This is a genomic window from Acidovorax sp. SUPP3334, assembly GCF_030159055.1.
Lineage (GTDB): Bacteria > Pseudomonadota > Gammaproteobacteria > Burkholderiales > Burkholderiaceae_C > Paracidovorax.
The window spans coordinates 18,404-33,508 of record NZ_BQXQ01000048.1 but is presented as its reverse complement, the minus strand read 5'-3'; the positions used below and the strand labels follow the sequence as shown (position 1 = coordinate 33,508).

Genomic DNA, 15,105 nt, shown 5'->3' with positions numbered 1-15,105 from the left:
GAACAGGACAGTGAAACGACTTTGCGCCGATGATAGTGCGGATTCCCGTGTGAAAGTAGGTCATCGTCAGGCTCTTACAGCCGAAAACGCCCCTCCATCTTTCGATGGCGGGGCGTTTTGCTTTGCGCAATTGGATGGTTGATCGCTGTATTAAATATGCAACTGCAAGATATTCTCTATTCACAAGGGTTTGGAACGCGACGAGTATGTGCAGGGCTGGTTCAACGAGGAATGGTTGAACTGTTTAATGAATCTGTTGGTTGCTTTCAAGTTTGTAACGACTCATCTATTGAATTAGAACTTGAAGCTCTAAGTTTTCAAGTGCAAGGTCAGAAATGGATTTATCACGCGAAGGCATATCTGCTGCTGCATAAGCCACAAGGAACTGAATGTTCGCAAAAACCATCGACATATCCCAGCATCTATACACTGCTACCGCCGCCCTTGAGGCAGAGACCTTGTAAAGGTGCCATCCAAGGCGTCCAAGCGGTAGGGCGCCTGGATCAGGACACTACCGGTATGTTGTTGCTGAGTGATGATGGTCAGTTTATCCATCGTATGAGCTCGCCTAGGAAGCACGTACCGAAGGTGTATGAGGTGACGACGAAACATCCAATCGATGAGATCCAGGTATCTGGGTTGCTTGAGGGTGTAGTGCTGGATGACGATCCAGTTGCAGTGAAAGCTGCAGGTTGTATTCAAAATTCTGAACACTCTATCAGCCTAACGTTGACAGAAGGCAAGTACCATCAGGTGAAACGGATGTTGGCTGCGGTCGGCAATAGGGTTGAGTCTCTGCATAGGTCGAAAATAGGGAATTTGTCGTTGCCATCGGATTTGCTTCCTGGGCAGTGGAAGTGGCTGGACGACAAAGACATTGCCGCACTTGCTGAGTGACCCATGGGGTATCGACGTTATAAGGCGCTTTCTTGCTTATGCGGCTGTTACTCCAGCAAGCAGCCATCGTGTGGCGCGAGGCGCTAGACTGCCGTTCTGTTGTGAAGGTGCTCTTGTGAAGTTCTCATTTGGTGGTTGTCTCCGTGTTGTGTTTTTCGGTTGGACTGTTTTGGCTGCCGTTAGCAGTGTTGCCGCGGCCCCCCCTGTATTTGTGTTGAATTCTCTTGATGCTGATATCAGCGTCATTGATCCTGCGACGTGGACTGAGAGCGCTCGTATCCCGACAGGGAAAGAGCCCCACCACATGTACCTCACACCTGACGAAAAGTCCTTGGTCGTAGCCAATGCACTGGCTGACACACTGACATTTGTCGATCCTAAAACTGCGCAAGTGCAGCGAACGGTTCGAGGAATCGTTGACCCCTATCACCTGAAATTTACCCCTGATATGAAATGGCTGATCACTGCAGCCAATCGACTCAATCATGTCGATTTTTATCGATGGGATGGCAAAGATCTCACCTTGGTGCAACGGGTGGCGACCTCTAAAACACCAAGTCATCTTTGGGTAGATAGCCAAAGCCGGACGGTGTACTCAACGATGCAGGACAGTGATGAGTTGGTGGCTATCGACATCGCCACGCAGAAAATCAAATGGCGCATCAAGACGGGGGCCATGCCTGCAGATATCTATGGCAGCCCGGACGATAAGTTTCTTTTTATTGGCTTGACTGGCAGCGATAGTGTGGAAGTTTTCGATGTTTCTGAAAGCACGCCCAAAAGCGTCCAACGGATCAAAACGGGAAATGGCGCTCATGCCTTTCGAGGCGCAGGCGACAAGCGCCATGTCTATGTCAGCAACCGTGTAGCAAACACGATCAGCAAAATAGATATGGTCAAGCACCAAGTGGTAGACACCTATCCCGCGCCGGGAGGGCCCGACTGCATGGATGTCTCTACGGATGGTCGATGGATTTATGTCAGTGCTCGTTGGGCACGCAAGATGCTTGTCATCGACACTGTGGAGCGCAAAGTAGTGCAGAAAATCAACGTCGGCAAATCTCCTCACGGCGTGTGGACCTTGCAGCACGCCCCCCACTGATCTGGAATTTCATGCGCTTGTCAGAAGCCAAGGGTTTCTTTGCTATATCTTTAATAGCAATATTTGTGGTTGGTAAAGCGGCAGCGGCAGAAACATCTCATTGCGATAAGCCTCTGTATCTCACCTTCGACACGGGTCACATGGAAATTGCGCCATTCGTCGCCGATGTGCTCAAAAGAAAAGGCATCCTCGTTACCTTTTTCGCTGCGGATGAAAAAACCAAGTTGGGTGACAGTAGTTTGAGCAGCTACTGGGCGCCATGGTGGCATGCACGCGCAGTGGAAGGCCACGCTTTTGCATCTCACACCATGGACCACACGTACTGGCGGGCTGATGCCGGCACAAAGGGTACACCCATGTTCAAGGTGCGATCTTCTGCAGGCCCTCAGGCTGGCAAAGATCTGGCCATCAGCGCCGCACAATACTGCGAAGAGATTGGCCGAGCCTCCACTCGATTGCACGAGATCACGGGAAAAGCACCTCTTCCTCTGTTCCGGGCGCCAGGAGGAAAGATCTCTCCAACGCTTTTGACCGCCGCAAAGTCGTGTGGCTATGCGCACGTGGGCTGGTCTCCTGCAGGATTTCTGGGCGACGAATTACCCAGTGCGCAATTCAGCAACGCTGCCTTGCTGAAAAAAGCGTTGGACAATATTCGAAGCGGCGACATCTTGTTAGCCCATTTGGGCATCTGGTCGCGCAAGGATCCCTGGGCACCTGCTGTTCTGGAGCCCTTAATTGACGGACTGAAGCAGCGAGGCTTTTGCTTCAGAACTTTGGCTGATCACCCGGATTATCGCGGCTGGTTGGCAGGTAAGCGCTAGGCCTGGCCGCCTCGCAGACAGGGAGTTGAGTGATGGATTGGTTGACGAGCGGGTTTGATAGCGCGCAGCAATGGCTGTTTGAATCGCTGATTCAGCCCATCATGTTCGCGACTGGAATGGCTGGGCTGCTGGAAGACGGTTACGTAGCCACAGGATGGCTGCTGGTCGGGCTATTGCAGCTGATCATCATGCTGGTGCTCATCGCGCCACTTCAGCGGTGGCGCCCTGTGGAGCCCCTGACCGATCAAAGCGCCGTCCGAACCGACATTGTCTACACGCTGATCCATCGCCTCGGCCTTTTCCGCTTGGCCTTATTTTTCAGCGTAGACCCTTTGTGGGATGCCTTTTTCGGAGCCCTGCGCATGGACGGGATAAGTACTTTCCATCTGGATGCTTTTTGGCCCGGGGTCACCGATCTACCTTGGGTGAGCCTGCTGATCTATCTCGTTCTCTTTGATTTTGTGGACTATTGGATTCACCGTGGTCAGCACCAGTTCGGCTGGTGGTGGCGGCTGCATTCGCTTCACCATTCGCAACGTCAGATGACGATGTGGAGCGATAACCGAAACCACCTGTTGGACGACCTGCTGCGGGATGCCATTGTGGTCACAGTGGCTCAACTGGTCGGCGTTGCACCTGGCCAATTCGTGGCCATTGTCGCGTTGACGCAATTGAGCGAAAACTTTCACCATGCAAATTTGCGATTGTGGTTTGGACGTTGGGTCGAACGCCTGTGGGTGAGCCCCCGATTCCATCGTCTGCACCACGCGATCGGCATCGGCCACGAAACGGTGGTTGTCCGCAAAGTCATTCCGTGCGCGGCTGCTCACTCTCATGGCTACGTGACCACTGAGGCCGTGCTAAAACCTGCGACGGTGTTGGGCGGCTGCAATTTCGGAGTGCTGCTTCCAGTGTGGGACATTATTTTTCGGACTGCCAATTTTGAATTGCGATTTGACCCGACCGGAGTACGCGACCAGGTGGAAGCGGGGCCTGATGGCAAGATCCGCGACTACGGGCAGGGCTTCTGGTCCCAGCAGTGGCGCGGCGTACTGCGTTTGCTTGGGCGGGCTTGAGCCGCTGGCGATCGGCCAGAATCGGCACGCTATGCTCGGCCCATGAGGTTGCTGATCGACTCCTTTTGGCGCGCAGTGGTTTATTGCGTGCATCCGCGCGTCATTAAGCTGTCTCTGTTGCCTCTTGTCCTGATGTTGATGCTGGCCTGGGCGGGAAGCCATTTTTTTTGGCCAGCTGCCGTGCAGGCCGTGCGTACGGCCTTGGAGTCCTCCGACATTTTGGGCGTAGTGTGGGGATGGCTTCAGTCATGGGGCATCGAGCAGGCGCCAACTGCCCTCGCCCCCTTGCTCGTCGTTGTGCTTACCACGCCGGTGATCATGGTCGTCTCAGTGCTGGTGATCGCCGTGATGATCACTCCTGCGGTGGTGACCATCGTGGCCAAACGCCGGTTTCCTTTGCTGGAGTGCAAGCGGGGCGCGTCCATGTTGACGAGCCTTGCTTGGTCTCTGGGGGCCACGTTGGCTGCCATGGCTGCGTTGCTGGTTTCTGTTCCGCTTTGGCTGATTCCGCCACTGGTGTTGGTGCTTCCTCCGTTGATATGGGGTTGGCTGACGTATCGGGTCATGGCGTTCGATGCGTTGGCAGAGCATGCCAGCCGGCAGGAGCGTGAGCAGATTTTCAAGCGCCACCGCATAAGCCTTTTAGGCATCGGGATTTTGTGCGGTTATCTCGGCGCTGCGCCCGGCATAGTCTGGGCGTCAGGGATTCTGTTTGCTGCGGCATTTTTTGTATTGATCCCGCTGGCCGTCTGGATCTACACCGTGGTATTCGCTTTTTCGTCGTTGTGGTTCACGCATTACGCGCTGGATGCACTACAGCGATTGCGTGAAGAGCATGCAGATCATCCAAGGGGTGCAAGCGGCGATAAGTCTCCTGTGCCTGTCTTTTCAACCATCACCGCTTCAGAGTCGCTCGCAGCGGGCGGCGCTCCGGATGATTTACCGCGCGGTCCCTCCGGGTCGCATTCAGCACCATGACTCCCTCCTTTGGACTCATCATCATTGGCGACGAAATACTGTCGGGCAAGCGATCGGACAAACATCTGCCCAAGGTGATCGAGTTACTTGGCGCGCGGGGCTTGCAACTGGCATATGCCAACTATGTGGGAGATGATCCGGACCGAATCACGGCCACGCTGGAACAGGCGTTTGCTTCGGGCGACATTGTGTTTTCGTGCGGCGGTATCGGGGCAACGCCGGATGACCACACGCGCCAGTGTGCAGCCCGTGCATTGCAGGTGGCGCTTGTCTTGCATCCGCAGGCCGAGTCATTGATTCGAGAGCGCATGCAGGATGTGGCATTGGAGCAGGGGACCGCTTATGAACCCGATCGTCCAGACAATGTGCACCGCTTGAACATGGGCGTCTTTCCCGAGGGGGCTCGCATCATTCCGAATCCCTATAACAAGATTCCTGGTTTTTCATGCGATGGTGCTTCGGGCGGTGCAGTGCACTTCGTGCCGGGTTTCCCCGTCATGGCTTGGCCGATGGTCGAGTGGGTTCTGGACGAGCAATATGCGCAGTGGTTCAACCGCGAGCCCCAGATCGAGCATTCCGTCGTGGTGTATGGTGCGATGGAAGCAGCCCTCACGCCTTTGATGGAGCGCATCGAGAGCCTGAATGCATCCGTGCGGGTCTTCAGCTTGCCCAGCGTGGACCATCCGGTGCACGGGCGTCACATCGAACTGGGGGTGAAAGGTCCGGCTGCCTTGGTGCCAGCTGCATGGGAGGCTCTGCAAGCCGCGCTGCATGAGTTTGGTGCAAATTGCGGCCCCGAAATGGTGCGAAAGCTTTGAGTTCCCGCTTCATTGACTGGATTGCATCTTGATGGTGCAAAAATTGGTGGCTAATAGTTTCGAGGGGATGAATGCTCCGCCTTAGTGCATTACGGCACCGAGCTGGCATGTAACCTGCTTTTCCTTCGTGGTGTTTTTTTCAACAAGCGCTTAAATCCTGGAGATCCTGATGGCAAAGACCGTTGCAGACGTGATGAAGATGGTGAAGGAGAACGAAGTCAAGTTTGTTGACTTTCGCTTCACCGATACCCGCGGCAAGGAGCAGCATGTGACTGTGCCTGTGTCCCATTTCGATGAGGACAAGTTCTCGTCGGGTCACGCCTTCGACGGCTCTTCGGTGGCAGGCTGGAAGGGCATCGAAGCCTCGGACATGCAGCTCATGCCCGACCCCAACACCGCCAACATCGACCCGTTCTTCGAGGAAACCACGCTGTTCCTGCAGTGCGACGTGATCGAGCCGGGCGATGGCAAGGCCTACGACCGCGATCCCCGCTCCATCGCCAAGCGCGCTGAGGCCTACCTGAAGGCTTCCGGCCTGGGCGACACGGCTTTCTTCGGCCCTGAGCCAGAATTCTTCATTTTCGACGGCGTGCGCTGGTCCAACGAGCCAGGCAAGGTCATGTTCGAGATCGAAGAGTACGAAGCCCCCTGGAACTCGGGAGCCAAGCTCGAAGGCGGCAACCGCGGCCACCGTCCCACGGTCAAGGGTGGCTACTTCCCGGTGCCTCCCGTCGACAGCACGCAGGACATGCGCGCCGAAATGTCCCTGATTCTCGAATCGCTGGGCATCCCCGTCGAAGTGTTTCACCACGAAGTGGCGGGCGCTGGCCAGAATGAAATCGGCACCAAGTTCAGCACGCTCGTCGAGCGCGCGGACTGGACGCAAGTGCTCAAGTACGTGGTCTGGAACGTAGCCAATGCCTACGGCAAGACCGCCACCTTCATGCCCAAGCCCTACGCTGGCGACAACGGCTCAGGCATGCACGTGCATCAATCCATCTGGAAGGATGGCAAGAACCTGTTCGCTGGCGATGGCTATGCCGGTCTGAGCGACTTCGCGCTGTACTACATCGGCGGCATCATCAAGCACGCACGGGCCCTGAACGCCATCACCAACCCTGGCACCAACAGCTACAAGCGCCTGGTGCCCGGTTTCGAAGCCCCCGTGAAGCTGGCCTACTCGGCACGCAACCGTTCGGCATCGATCCGCATCCCTTACGTGGCGAACCCCAAGGGCCGCCGCATCGAGGCACGTTTCCCCGATCCATCGGCCAATCCGTATCTGTGCTTCTCGGCCTTGATGATGGCAGGCCTCGATGGCGTGGAAAACAAGATCCATCCCGGCGAAGCGGCCACGAAGGATCTGTACCATCTGCCGCCGGAAGAAGACAAGCTGGTGCCCACCGTGTGCCACAGCCTGGACCAGGCACTGGATTACCTGGACAAGGACCGCAGCTTCCTCACCAAGGGGGGTGTATTCACCGACGCCATGCTGGATGCCTACATCGAACTCAAGATGGGCGAAGTCACGCGTTTCCGCATGGCTCCCCACCCGGTGGAATACGACATGTACTACTCGCTGTAAACCATTGGCTGAAGGCCGACGGTTTCATGCATAAAAGGCGGCTCCGGCCGCCTTTTTCCATGGCGTGGAGCGGTGGTGCAACGCACGGGGAAATAACCGCCGGTGAGCGGGGGCGCCGATTGGCGCGGCTCGGCGATTGGGAGATACTCCCCTGGCATCCCCCGCATGCCGCCGGCATGCCTTGCGAGGAACCCGAATGAAGAAAACACTCATCGCGCTGATGACCTTCGCCGCCGTGGCGCCTGCCGCGTGGGCGCAGGACCGCATCTACCGCTGCGGCAATGAATACACCAACAATGCGTCCCAAGCCAAGGAGCGTGGCTGCAAACTGGTCGAAGGCGGCAATGTGACGGTAGTGCAAGGCGCACGGGCGGGGGGCGCTCCGGCGGCCTCGGGGGGCGGTGGCAGCACTGCGCCCAGCGCCAGCGCATCGCCTGCGAACGCTCCCCGCGTGGACACCAACGATCAGCGTGCACGCGATTCGGACGCCCGCGCCATCCTCGAAGCCGAACTCCGCAAGGCCGAGGCACGGCAGGCGGAAATCGCCAAGGAATACAACAACGGCGAGCCCCAGCGGACGGCGCTCGAACTGCGCAATCCCCAGCTCTGGATCGAACGCACCGCAGAATTGAAAGCCAGCCTCGCCCGTGCCGACAGCGATGTGGCAGGCATCAAGCGCGAACTGTCCCGTCTGCCGGCTGCCAATCGTTGAGCGTGGCTTCTTCTTCCAAATCAGACACCGCGCGCTATCAGGCGCTGGACCTCGTTTCCACGCTGGTGGCCGTGCTGCAGCCCGATGGGGCCGTGCTCTTTGCCAATGCCTCGCTCGAGAACATGCTCGGGCTGTCGCGCCGCACCCTGGAGGGGTCGGACTTCAGCAGCTACTTTGCGGATCCCGCATTGCTGCAGACCGCCTTGGCAGGCGCGCGGGGGCAGGATTTTGCGGCGTTGCGGTTCGAGGCTGCGCTGCGCCGTGCCCAGCAGCAAGATGCGATGCCCGTGCATGTGCACCTTGCAGTCGCCGAGCACAGCGGTGAAATATTGGTCGAGCTTTGGCCTCAGGAAGCCCAGGCGCGGCAGGATCGCGAAGAGCGTCTGCGTGAGCAGGCGCTGGCCAACAAGGAACTGATCCGCAACCTAGCCCATGAGATCAAAAACCCGCTGGGCGGCATTCGTGGCGCGGCGCAGCTGCTGGAAATGGAGCTTGACAACCCCGAGCTCACCGAATACACGCAGGTCATCATCCACGAAGCCGACCGGCTGCAGAGCCTGGTGGATCGGCTCCTCGCACCGCACCGGCATCCGCATCTCGTGGGCGATGTGAACATCCATGAAGTGTGCGAGCGCGTGCGGTCGCTCGTCCTGGTCGAGTACCCCCAAGGCCTGCGCGTGCAGCGCGACTACGACATCTCGATTCCGGAGTTTCGCGGCGATCGCGCGCAGCTCATCCAGGCCCTGTTGAACATCGTTCAGAACGCTGCCCAGGTGCTGACCGATCGCATCGCCGAGGGCGACGCACTCATCACCTTGAGTACGCGCGTGGTCCGCCAGGTCACGTTCGGCCGGCAGCGCTATCGGCTGGCACTGGAATTGCATGTCATCGACAACGGACCGGGCGTCCCCGAAGCCATCAAGGAGCGGATTTTTTATCCCTTGGTGACGGGGCGGGACGGGGGATCGGGGCTGGGGCTGACGCTGGCGCAAACCTTTGTACAGCGGCACCACGGGTTGATCGAATGCGACAGCGTGCCGGGTCGTACCGATTTCCGAATCCTCATTCCCTTGCCCTGAGGTCCCGATAAACAATCCATGGGAACAAGGTATAACCAACACATGAAGCCGATCTGGTTAGTAGATGACGACCCCTCGATCCGCTTCGTCCTAGAGAAGGCGCTCGCCCGCGAGAGCCTGCCGACGCGCAGCTTCACCCACCCGCGCGAAGTGCTGGATGCGCTGGCCGACATCACGCCAGGCGATCCGGAGCGCCAGGGGCCTCAGGTCCTGGTCAGCGACATCCGCATGCCCGGCGGTTCAGGCCTTCAGTTGCTGGAGAAAGTGCGGGAACAGCAGCCCGGCCTGCCCGTCATCATCATGACGGCGTATTCCGATCTGGACAGTGCCGTTTCGGCATTCCAGCGGGGCGCTTTCGAATACCTGCCCAAGCCGTTCGACCTGCCCAAGGCCGTGGAGTTGATCCGCCGCGCGGTCGAGGAAAGCCAGCGTGAGGAAGTCACGGAAGAGCGGCAGACCGCCGCCCCCGAAATGCTCGGCCAGGCCCCTGCCATGCAGGATGTTTTCCGGGCGATCGGGCGGCTCAGTCAGAGCCAGGTCACCGTGCTCATCACGGGCGAGTCCGGGTCGGGCAAGGAACTGGTGGCGCGCGCGCTGCACAAGCATTCGCCCGTGGCTGGGGGCCCGTTCGTGGCCATCAATACCGCGGCCATTCCCAAAGACCTGCTGGAGAGCGAGCTGTTCGGCCATGAGCGCGGTGCCTTCACCGGCGCACAGACCCAGCGGCGCGGCCGCTTCGAGCAGGCCGAAGGCGGCACGCTCTTCCTGGACGAAATCGGCGACATGCCGTTCGACCTGCAGACACGGCTTTTGCGCGTGCTGTCCGATGGCCAGTTCTACCGCGTGGGCGGCCATGCGGGCGTCAAGGCCCATGTGCGCGTGATCGCCGCCACCCACCAGGATCTGGAGCGCCGGGTGAAGGATGGCGCGTTCCGCGAAGATTTGTTCCACCGCCTCAACGTGATCCGCTTGCGCCTGCCCGCTCTGCGCGAGCGGCATGAAGACGTTCCCATGCTGACGCGCCATTTCCTGCAGCAGAGTGCGCGCCAGCTCGGCGTCGAGCCCAAGCGAATCTCTGACGTGGCACTTGCCCGGCTGGGCCAGTTCGCCTTTCCCGGCAATGTGCGGCAGCTGGAGAACATCTGCCATTGGCTGACGGTGATGGCCCCCGCGCAGGTGATCTCGCTGCAGGATCTGCCACCGGAAGTGCTCGAAGCCCCTGTGGCAGCCGTTGCGACGGAGCCGGCCATCGCACAGGAGTCGCGCAGCGAATTGCCGACGACCGGATCGGCTGCAGCGACCGCGCAGGGAGCGATCGCTGCAGCACCGGCACCACGCGACGACCGCGTTTTTGCGGCACCGGTTCATGCTGCTGTGGGCGCTACAGCCGGGGCTTCCACAGCGGTTTTTGCAGAACCCCCAGGCTGGGAACAGGCGCTGGAAGCCGAGGCGCACAAGCTGCTGTCGGGCGGGCAGACGGATGTGTGGGATGCTCTCTCGCGCCGGTTCGAGTCTCGCCTCATCCGGGCCGCATTGGCCGCCACGCATGGGCGGCGGATGGAAGCGGCCCAACGCCTGGGCATCGGCCGGAACACCATCACGCGCAAGATTCAGGAACTGGGCCTGGACGCGCCTGAGGATGCATGAAGAAAAAAGCTGCACCGCAGTATCGAAAACGGTACATTGCTATTAAAAATATAGCAATAAAGTAACAGCTGGTAAGCGTTCGGCGGTGGAGCTCTGCAGGCGTGAGTCCTACAGTCGTGCGCTGCACACGCCGACCCCCGGCGCGACGGATGGCCCGAAGAATGAAGCCACTGTTCAACCAACCGGAGTTTCTTCATGTCCGATTTCAACGATGCAAACCGTGATCCTCTGACCAATGAGCCAGGCGCCCATCCCGTGGGTACTGGCGTCGGCGCTGCTGGCGGCGCGATGGCTGGAGCGGCCGCTGGTGCCTTCGGCGGCCCGGTCGGCGCAGCAGTCGGCGGTGTGGCCGGAGCGGTCGTCGGTGGCCTGGCTGGCAAGGCTGCTGCCGAATCCGTCAACCCCACGGTGGAAGACGCCTACTGGCGCGAAAGCTATGATCGCGAACCCTACTATGTGAAGGGCCGCGCCTACGACGAATACCGTCCTGCTTACGAACTGGGCTGGAGCTCCGTCGGCCGCTACCAAGGCGATTTCGACGCCGTCGAACCCAATCTGGCCCGTGACTGGGGCACCGCACGCTCCACCAGCGCCATGGAGTGGGAAGAAGCCCGCCCAGCCGCCCGCGCGGCTTGGGAACGTGCAGGCCGCAACACCAATTTCGGCGGTGTTCAGGACCAAAGCTACAACAACTCGGCACTGGTCGATAACGACGATGTGGTCGATGTGCTGGACGACCTGCTCGAATCGTGCCGCGATGGCGAATACGGCTTCAAGGCTTCGGCCGAGCATGCCGAGTCGCCGGAGTTGAAGGGCATCTTCCTGCGCCATGCCAGCGAATGCGCTGCAGCGGCGACCGAACTGGAGCGTGAGATCCGCAACCATGGCGGTGAGCCTTCCAGCGGTGGTTCCATGTCCGGTGCCCTGCACCGTGGCTGGGTGTCGGTGAAGGCTGCCATGTCTTCCCGCGATGACAAGGCCGTGCTGGAGGAATGCGAACGTGGCGAAGATGCTGCCGTGGCCCGCTATCGCAAGGCACTCAAGGCCTCTCTGCCCGCTAACGTGCGTGCCATGGTGGAACGCCAGGCCGAAGGCGCACAGCGCAACCACGACGAAGTGCGTGCCCTGCGCAATCGCTTCCATGCTGCTTCCTAAGCCACGCTCGTGGTGGCGCGGCCACTGCCTTCGGGCAGCGGCCGCACAGGTGGCAGGCGGCGAGATGCGACAGGCGCATCCGCCGCAGTGATCGCCACCCACGAAGCCCCGGAATTCCGGGGCTTTTTTGCGTGCGCTTCGGTCCTCGGGTTTCGCCCGCCACGGCATTGCTTCGCTTGGGCGTCAAGGAGCAAGGGGTGACTCCCTAGAGTGGTTGGCTCATCCATTCCTGAAGCGAATCGGTGCGTCCGTCATTCACAAAAAAGGGGAGGAGCCAACGTGCTCAATAGCAATACCGTTTCGGGCCGAGGTTTTCACGCGGGGATCAACCGGGTTTCGACCAGCGCTCAAAAAGGCGAACAGATGCCGAGCGAGGCCCCGCAGCAGCGAGGATCACGGTCGCATCGCCATGGGGGTGCGGTCACCCCGCTCCAACTGCTGTCGCGTCGATCATCCGGAGCGAGCGATGCATCTGCGGCGGCTTCTCCCCGCGCGAAGCTGCAGGAGGTCTCTGCCCAGCTGACGGCCGGCTCCGTCGGAAGTCTTTCTGCGCTCTCGCTGGCCTCGTCCTTCGATGCGGACAGCACCCGTGCGGTGGATGGCTTGTCATCGCGGCGACTGAGCATGGAAAGCGTTGCCGAGCCGGACATGGAAGACGCCCTCAAGGGCAAGATCGCATCGCTGATGGGCTTGTCCGCTGCCCAGGCGCCCGATGTGGCGGCGCGCCTTGCGCGCAACACCGCCGTGCTTTTGCAAAAGGGCATCGACACGCCGGAGAAGCTGCAGACCTTCCTCAGCCAGGCGTGGCGGCACGACGCCATCTTGAGTTTCGCCGGAATGGGCCTCGCCGATGGTGGTGGCTACTTTGCCGGCATGACGGCTGCCAACGAGAAGCTGGTGGCCATGCTGCCGCTGGCATTGCTGAAAAATCCGTCTCTGCTGGGGCTCGCCCTGGGGGTCGGGGTGGGTGCGGTGGATGTGTTCGCCAGCGTGGTGGGCGGGGCCATCGTCAAGCCGAAAATCTACAACGACTACGGTGGCAACCTGCAGCTTCCCCCTTCGCTGCGCGCCGAGCCGGCTGCCGAGTTGCTCAAGAACGCAGGGATTTCGGCAGGCGTGAACGTTGCCAAGAACCTGCCGAGAATCGCGGAGCCCTTCATACAGGCCGCCGTCGAGGGACGCGGCGACCACAGCGTGGACCGCCTCTGGGCGGACCGCATCGATGCCTCCTTCATCGATGGCGGCCTGGGCATGGTGGCGGCAGGGGCCAAGAACGTGATGAAGCTGTCGCAGACCGTGCCTTACGACGCTCGCATGCTGCTGCGGGAAGACCTGCCCGAAGTCATCGACAAAACCCGGGCATCGTGGGGCGATTCGTTCAAGGCAATCGGGCCTGCCGCGTTGCAAGGGGCCAAGTCGCTGGTGACCTCGCCCGTTCCGGTCGCCGTCGTGGCCACCGTGGGCCTGTTCGTTTCGGAGCTTTTCGCGGCCAACGCCAACATCGACCTCACCGGCTCTCCTGCCTCTCTCGCGCCCGACCGGGCCGACGCGCACATGCTGGCCCAAAAGCGCGCGTCGTCGGTCATGCTGTTCGGCGTCATGTCGGGCCTGATCGAAATCGGCGTGCCTTATGTCGCCCAGGGCGGGGCCTACACCGCGCAGAAGATCCGGCAGGCATGGCAGCAGGCCCCGAACGTGATGACCTGGGCACAGAGCCGGCTGGGTCCGGCCGCGCACGAGCCACAGTCTCACGACCTGGAGCTGGGCCATGGGACCCGGCCCCTCCACTGAAAGGCGCTGCGGCCTCTGTCGGTGCGTCAGGCCAGCGTGGCCACGACCGGTGCGTGATCGCTGGGCTGCTGGTTCTTGCGCGGCGCGCGGTCGATGGTGCAAGCCGTCACGCGCTCGCGCAGCGGTTCGCTCACGAGGATGTGATCGATGCGCAGGCCCCGGTTTTTCTGAAAGCCCAGCATCCGGTAATCCCACCATGAATAGCTTTTCTCGGCCTGATCGAACATGCGGTAGGCATCGGTCAGGCCCAGTTGCAGCAACTGCTGGAAATGGCCACGCTCCTCCACCGTGTGGTGGATGGTGTCTTTCAGGCCCACGGGATCGAAAGAGTCCCGGTCTTCAGGTGCCACGTTGAAATCGCCCAGCAGGGCCAGCCGGGGATGTGCCTGCAGCTCCTCGCACAGCCAGCGATGCAGCGCTTCGAGCCACAGCATCTTGTAGGCAAATTTTTCCGACCCGGGCGCCTGGCCGTTCACGAAATACCCGTTCACCAGCCGCAGGGGGCCGTCCGGCGTGTCCATGGTGGCCGCGATCACGCGGGCCTGCGCATCTTCATGGCCGGGGATGTTGCGCACCACGTCGCGCAGTGGATTGCGGCTCAGGATGGCGACGCCGTTGTAGGTCTTCTGGCCGAAGGTGACCGCGTGGTAACCGATGCCGTTCAGGGCTTCGTGGGGGAATTTTTCATCCACCAGTTTCAGCTCCTGCAGGCACAGGGCGTCAACGGGGTTGTCGGCCAGCCAGGCCATCACCTGGGGCAGTCGAACGGAAAGGGAGTTGATATTCCAGGTGGCAATTTTCATAGTCGGCCCATCAGCGGAAAGCTTCATCCATCATCGAAAACCTCGGCGCCTGGGCGTGCGCCCGGGCGGAAGTGAATGGCTGCGATTCTCTCTCGGGTCGGCCAATGCTGTATCGATGCGCCTGCGTTGATCGCTGAAGGGCGGGTGCAGGGCGAGTCGGTGCGGCCCGCGGGCGGCGCTCAGCGCAGCGGTGCCAGGATGCCGGTCAGACGGCGCCAGTCCACGGGCTTCAGGAAGTGGTGATCGACCGCCGCCAGCAGTTCGGTGACGCGGTCATTGGTTTCGGTCCACCCGGTCAGGGCGATCAGGACGATGTCGTCCTTGTGCGCTTCCCGGATGCGCTTCGCCAGTTCCAGGCCGTCCATGCCGGGCATGTCGAAGTCCAGCAGGACGCACGCCGGCTGGTGTTTTTCGATGTAGTCCAGCGCATCCACCCCGTTGTTGGCGATGGCGGCGGTAAAGCCGTCCAGTTGCAGTGCCATGGCTGCCAGTTCCGCTGTTTCGGGGTGGTCATCCACCACCAGTATTTCCGCCGCCCTTTGCGTCATTCAGCTCGTCTTTCTATCAACCAGGTTTTATACCTTCAAGCTCTGAAACCGGCTATGTCAAAAGACATGGGCTCAGCCTTTCGCCCCCATTGG

At 60.4% G+C, this 15,105-nt stretch carries 14 protein-coding genes; 12 read left to right on the top strand and 2 right to left on the bottom strand.

The window, feature by feature from the left end; genetic code table 11:
* Positions 1-156 precede the first annotated feature (156 nt).
* From AVHM3334_RS20595 to AVHM3334_RS20540, 12 genes are all read left to right on the top strand, one after another.
* Positions 157-897: a 16S rRNA pseudouridine(516) synthase gene (locus tag AVHM3334_RS20595; protein WP_284415371.1), complete on the top strand. Its 741-nt coding sequence runs from the start codon at positions 157-159 to the stop codon at positions 895-897.
* 148 nt (positions 898-1,045) lie between these two features.
* A complete protein-coding gene (locus tag AVHM3334_RS20590; RefSeq protein ID WP_284415374.1) occupies positions 1,046-1,999 on the top strand; it encodes a YncE family protein in 954 nt (317 codons plus the stop codon).
* An 11-nt stretch (positions 2,000-2,010) separates the two neighbouring features.
* Positions 2,011-2,820, top strand: coding sequence for a polysaccharide deacetylase family protein (locus tag AVHM3334_RS20585; protein ID WP_284415370.1), 810 nt, complete (start codon positions 2,011-2,013; stop codon positions 2,818-2,820).
* A 32-nt stretch (positions 2,821-2,852) separates the two neighbouring features.
* Positions 2,853-3,896, top strand: coding sequence for a sterol desaturase family protein (locus AVHM3334_RS20580; RefSeq protein ID WP_284415369.1), 1,044 nt, complete (start codon positions 2,853-2,855; stop codon positions 3,894-3,896).
* A 42-nt stretch (positions 3,897-3,938) separates the two neighbouring features.
* Positions 3,939-4,874 carry an EI24 domain-containing protein gene (locus tag AVHM3334_RS20575; RefSeq protein WP_284415368.1) on the top strand — a complete coding sequence of 312 codons (936 nt, stop codon included), beginning with the start codon at positions 3,939-3,941 and terminating at the stop codon, positions 4,872-4,874.
* On the top strand, positions 4,871-5,692 hold the full coding sequence (locus tag AVHM3334_RS20570) for a competence/damage-inducible protein A (protein WP_284415367.1): 822 nt from the start codon (positions 4,871-4,873) through the stop codon (positions 5,690-5,692). The genes AVHM3334_RS20575 and AVHM3334_RS20570 overlap by 4 nt, the downstream gene beginning before the upstream one ends.
* A gap of 169 nt (positions 5,693-5,861) precedes the next feature.
* A complete protein-coding gene (gene glnA / locus AVHM3334_RS20565) occupies positions 5,862-7,277 on the top strand; it encodes a type I glutamate--ammonia ligase (RefSeq protein ID WP_284415366.1) in 1,416 nt (471 codons plus the stop codon).
* A 196-nt stretch (positions 7,278-7,473) separates the two neighbouring features.
* Positions 7,474-7,989 (top strand): hypothetical protein, encoded by a 516-nt coding sequence (locus AVHM3334_RS20560; protein ID WP_284415365.1) that lies wholly within the window; start codon positions 7,474-7,476, stop codon positions 7,987-7,989.
* Positions 7,986-9,068: a nitrogen regulation protein NR(II) gene (gene glnL / locus AVHM3334_RS20555; RefSeq protein WP_502869956.1), complete on the top strand. Its 1,083-nt coding sequence runs from the start codon at positions 7,986-7,988 to the stop codon at positions 9,066-9,068. Before AVHM3334_RS20560 ends, glnL begins: the two co-directional genes overlap by 4 nt.
* Before the next feature lie 42 nt (positions 9,069-9,110).
* The gene (gene ntrC / locus AVHM3334_RS20550; RefSeq protein WP_284415364.1) at positions 9,111-10,715 is read left to right on the top strand and encodes a nitrogen regulation protein NR(I); all 1,605 of its coding nucleotides are present in this window, start codon (positions 9,111-9,113) and stop codon (positions 10,713-10,715) included.
* A 195-nt stretch (positions 10,716-10,910) separates the two neighbouring features.
* On the top strand, positions 10,911-11,870 hold the full coding sequence (locus AVHM3334_RS20545) for a ferritin-like domain-containing protein (RefSeq protein ID WP_284415363.1): 960 nt from the start codon (positions 10,911-10,913) through the stop codon (positions 11,868-11,870).
* A 624-nt stretch (positions 11,871-12,494) separates the two neighbouring features.
* Entirely contained in the window at positions 12,495-13,661 is a 1,167-nt protein-coding gene (locus AVHM3334_RS20540) for a hypothetical protein (RefSeq protein WP_284415362.1), read from the top strand.
* Between the two features lie 26 nt (positions 13,662-13,687).
* Here AVHM3334_RS20540 and xth read toward each other — a convergent pair whose 3' ends face one another.
* Together xth and AVHM3334_RS20530 are read right to left on the bottom strand one after the other, a co-directional pair.
* Positions 13,688-14,464, bottom strand: coding sequence for an exodeoxyribonuclease III (gene xth, locus AVHM3334_RS20535; protein ID WP_284415361.1), 777 nt, complete (start codon positions 14,462-14,464; stop codon positions 13,688-13,690).
* A 179-nt stretch (positions 14,465-14,643) separates the two neighbouring features.
* Positions 14,644-15,012 (bottom strand): response regulator, encoded by a 369-nt coding sequence (locus tag AVHM3334_RS20530; protein WP_284415360.1) that lies wholly within the window; start codon positions 15,010-15,012, stop codon positions 14,644-14,646.
* Between the last annotated feature and the right edge of the window lie 93 nt (positions 15,013-15,105).

Coding starts and splice junctions, on each gene's coding strand:
- glnA (WP_284415366.1), top strand. CDS start 5,862: ATGGCAAAGACCGTTGCAGACGTGATGAAGATGGTGAAGGAGAACGAA.
- AVHM3334_RS20580 (WP_284415369.1), top strand. CDS start 2,853: ATGGATTGGTTGACGAGCGGGTTTGATAGCGCGCAGCAATGGCTGTTT.
- xth (WP_284415361.1), bottom strand. CDS start 14,464: ATGAAAATTGCCACCTGGAATATCAACTCCCTTTCCGTTCGACTGCCC.
- AVHM3334_RS20575 (WP_284415368.1), top strand. CDS start 3,939: ATGAGGTTGCTGATCGACTCCTTTTGGCGCGCAGTGGTTTATTGCGTG.
- AVHM3334_RS20570 (WP_284415367.1), top strand. CDS start 4,871: ATGACTCCCTCCTTTGGACTCATCATCATTGGCGACGAAATACTGTCG.
- AVHM3334_RS20530 (WP_284415360.1), bottom strand. CDS start 15,012: ATGACGCAAAGGGCGGCGGAAATACTGGTGGTGGATGACCACCCCGAA.
- ntrC (WP_284415364.1), top strand. CDS start 9,111: ATGAAGCCGATCTGGTTAGTAGATGACGACCCCTCGATCCGCTTCGTC.
- AVHM3334_RS20585 (WP_284415370.1), top strand. CDS start 2,011: ATGCGCTTGTCAGAAGCCAAGGGTTTCTTTGCTATATCTTTAATAGCA.
- AVHM3334_RS20560 (WP_284415365.1), top strand. CDS start 7,474: ATGAAGAAAACACTCATCGCGCTGATGACCTTCGCCGCCGTGGCGCCT.
- AVHM3334_RS20540 (WP_284415362.1), top strand. CDS start 12,495: ATGGAAAGCGTTGCCGAGCCGGACATGGAAGACGCCCTCAAGGGCAAG.
- AVHM3334_RS20595 (WP_284415371.1), top strand. CDS start 157: ATGCAACTGCAAGATATTCTCTATTCACAAGGGTTTGGAACGCGACGA.
- AVHM3334_RS20545 (WP_284415363.1), top strand. CDS start 10,911: ATGTCCGATTTCAACGATGCAAACCGTGATCCTCTGACCAATGAGCCA.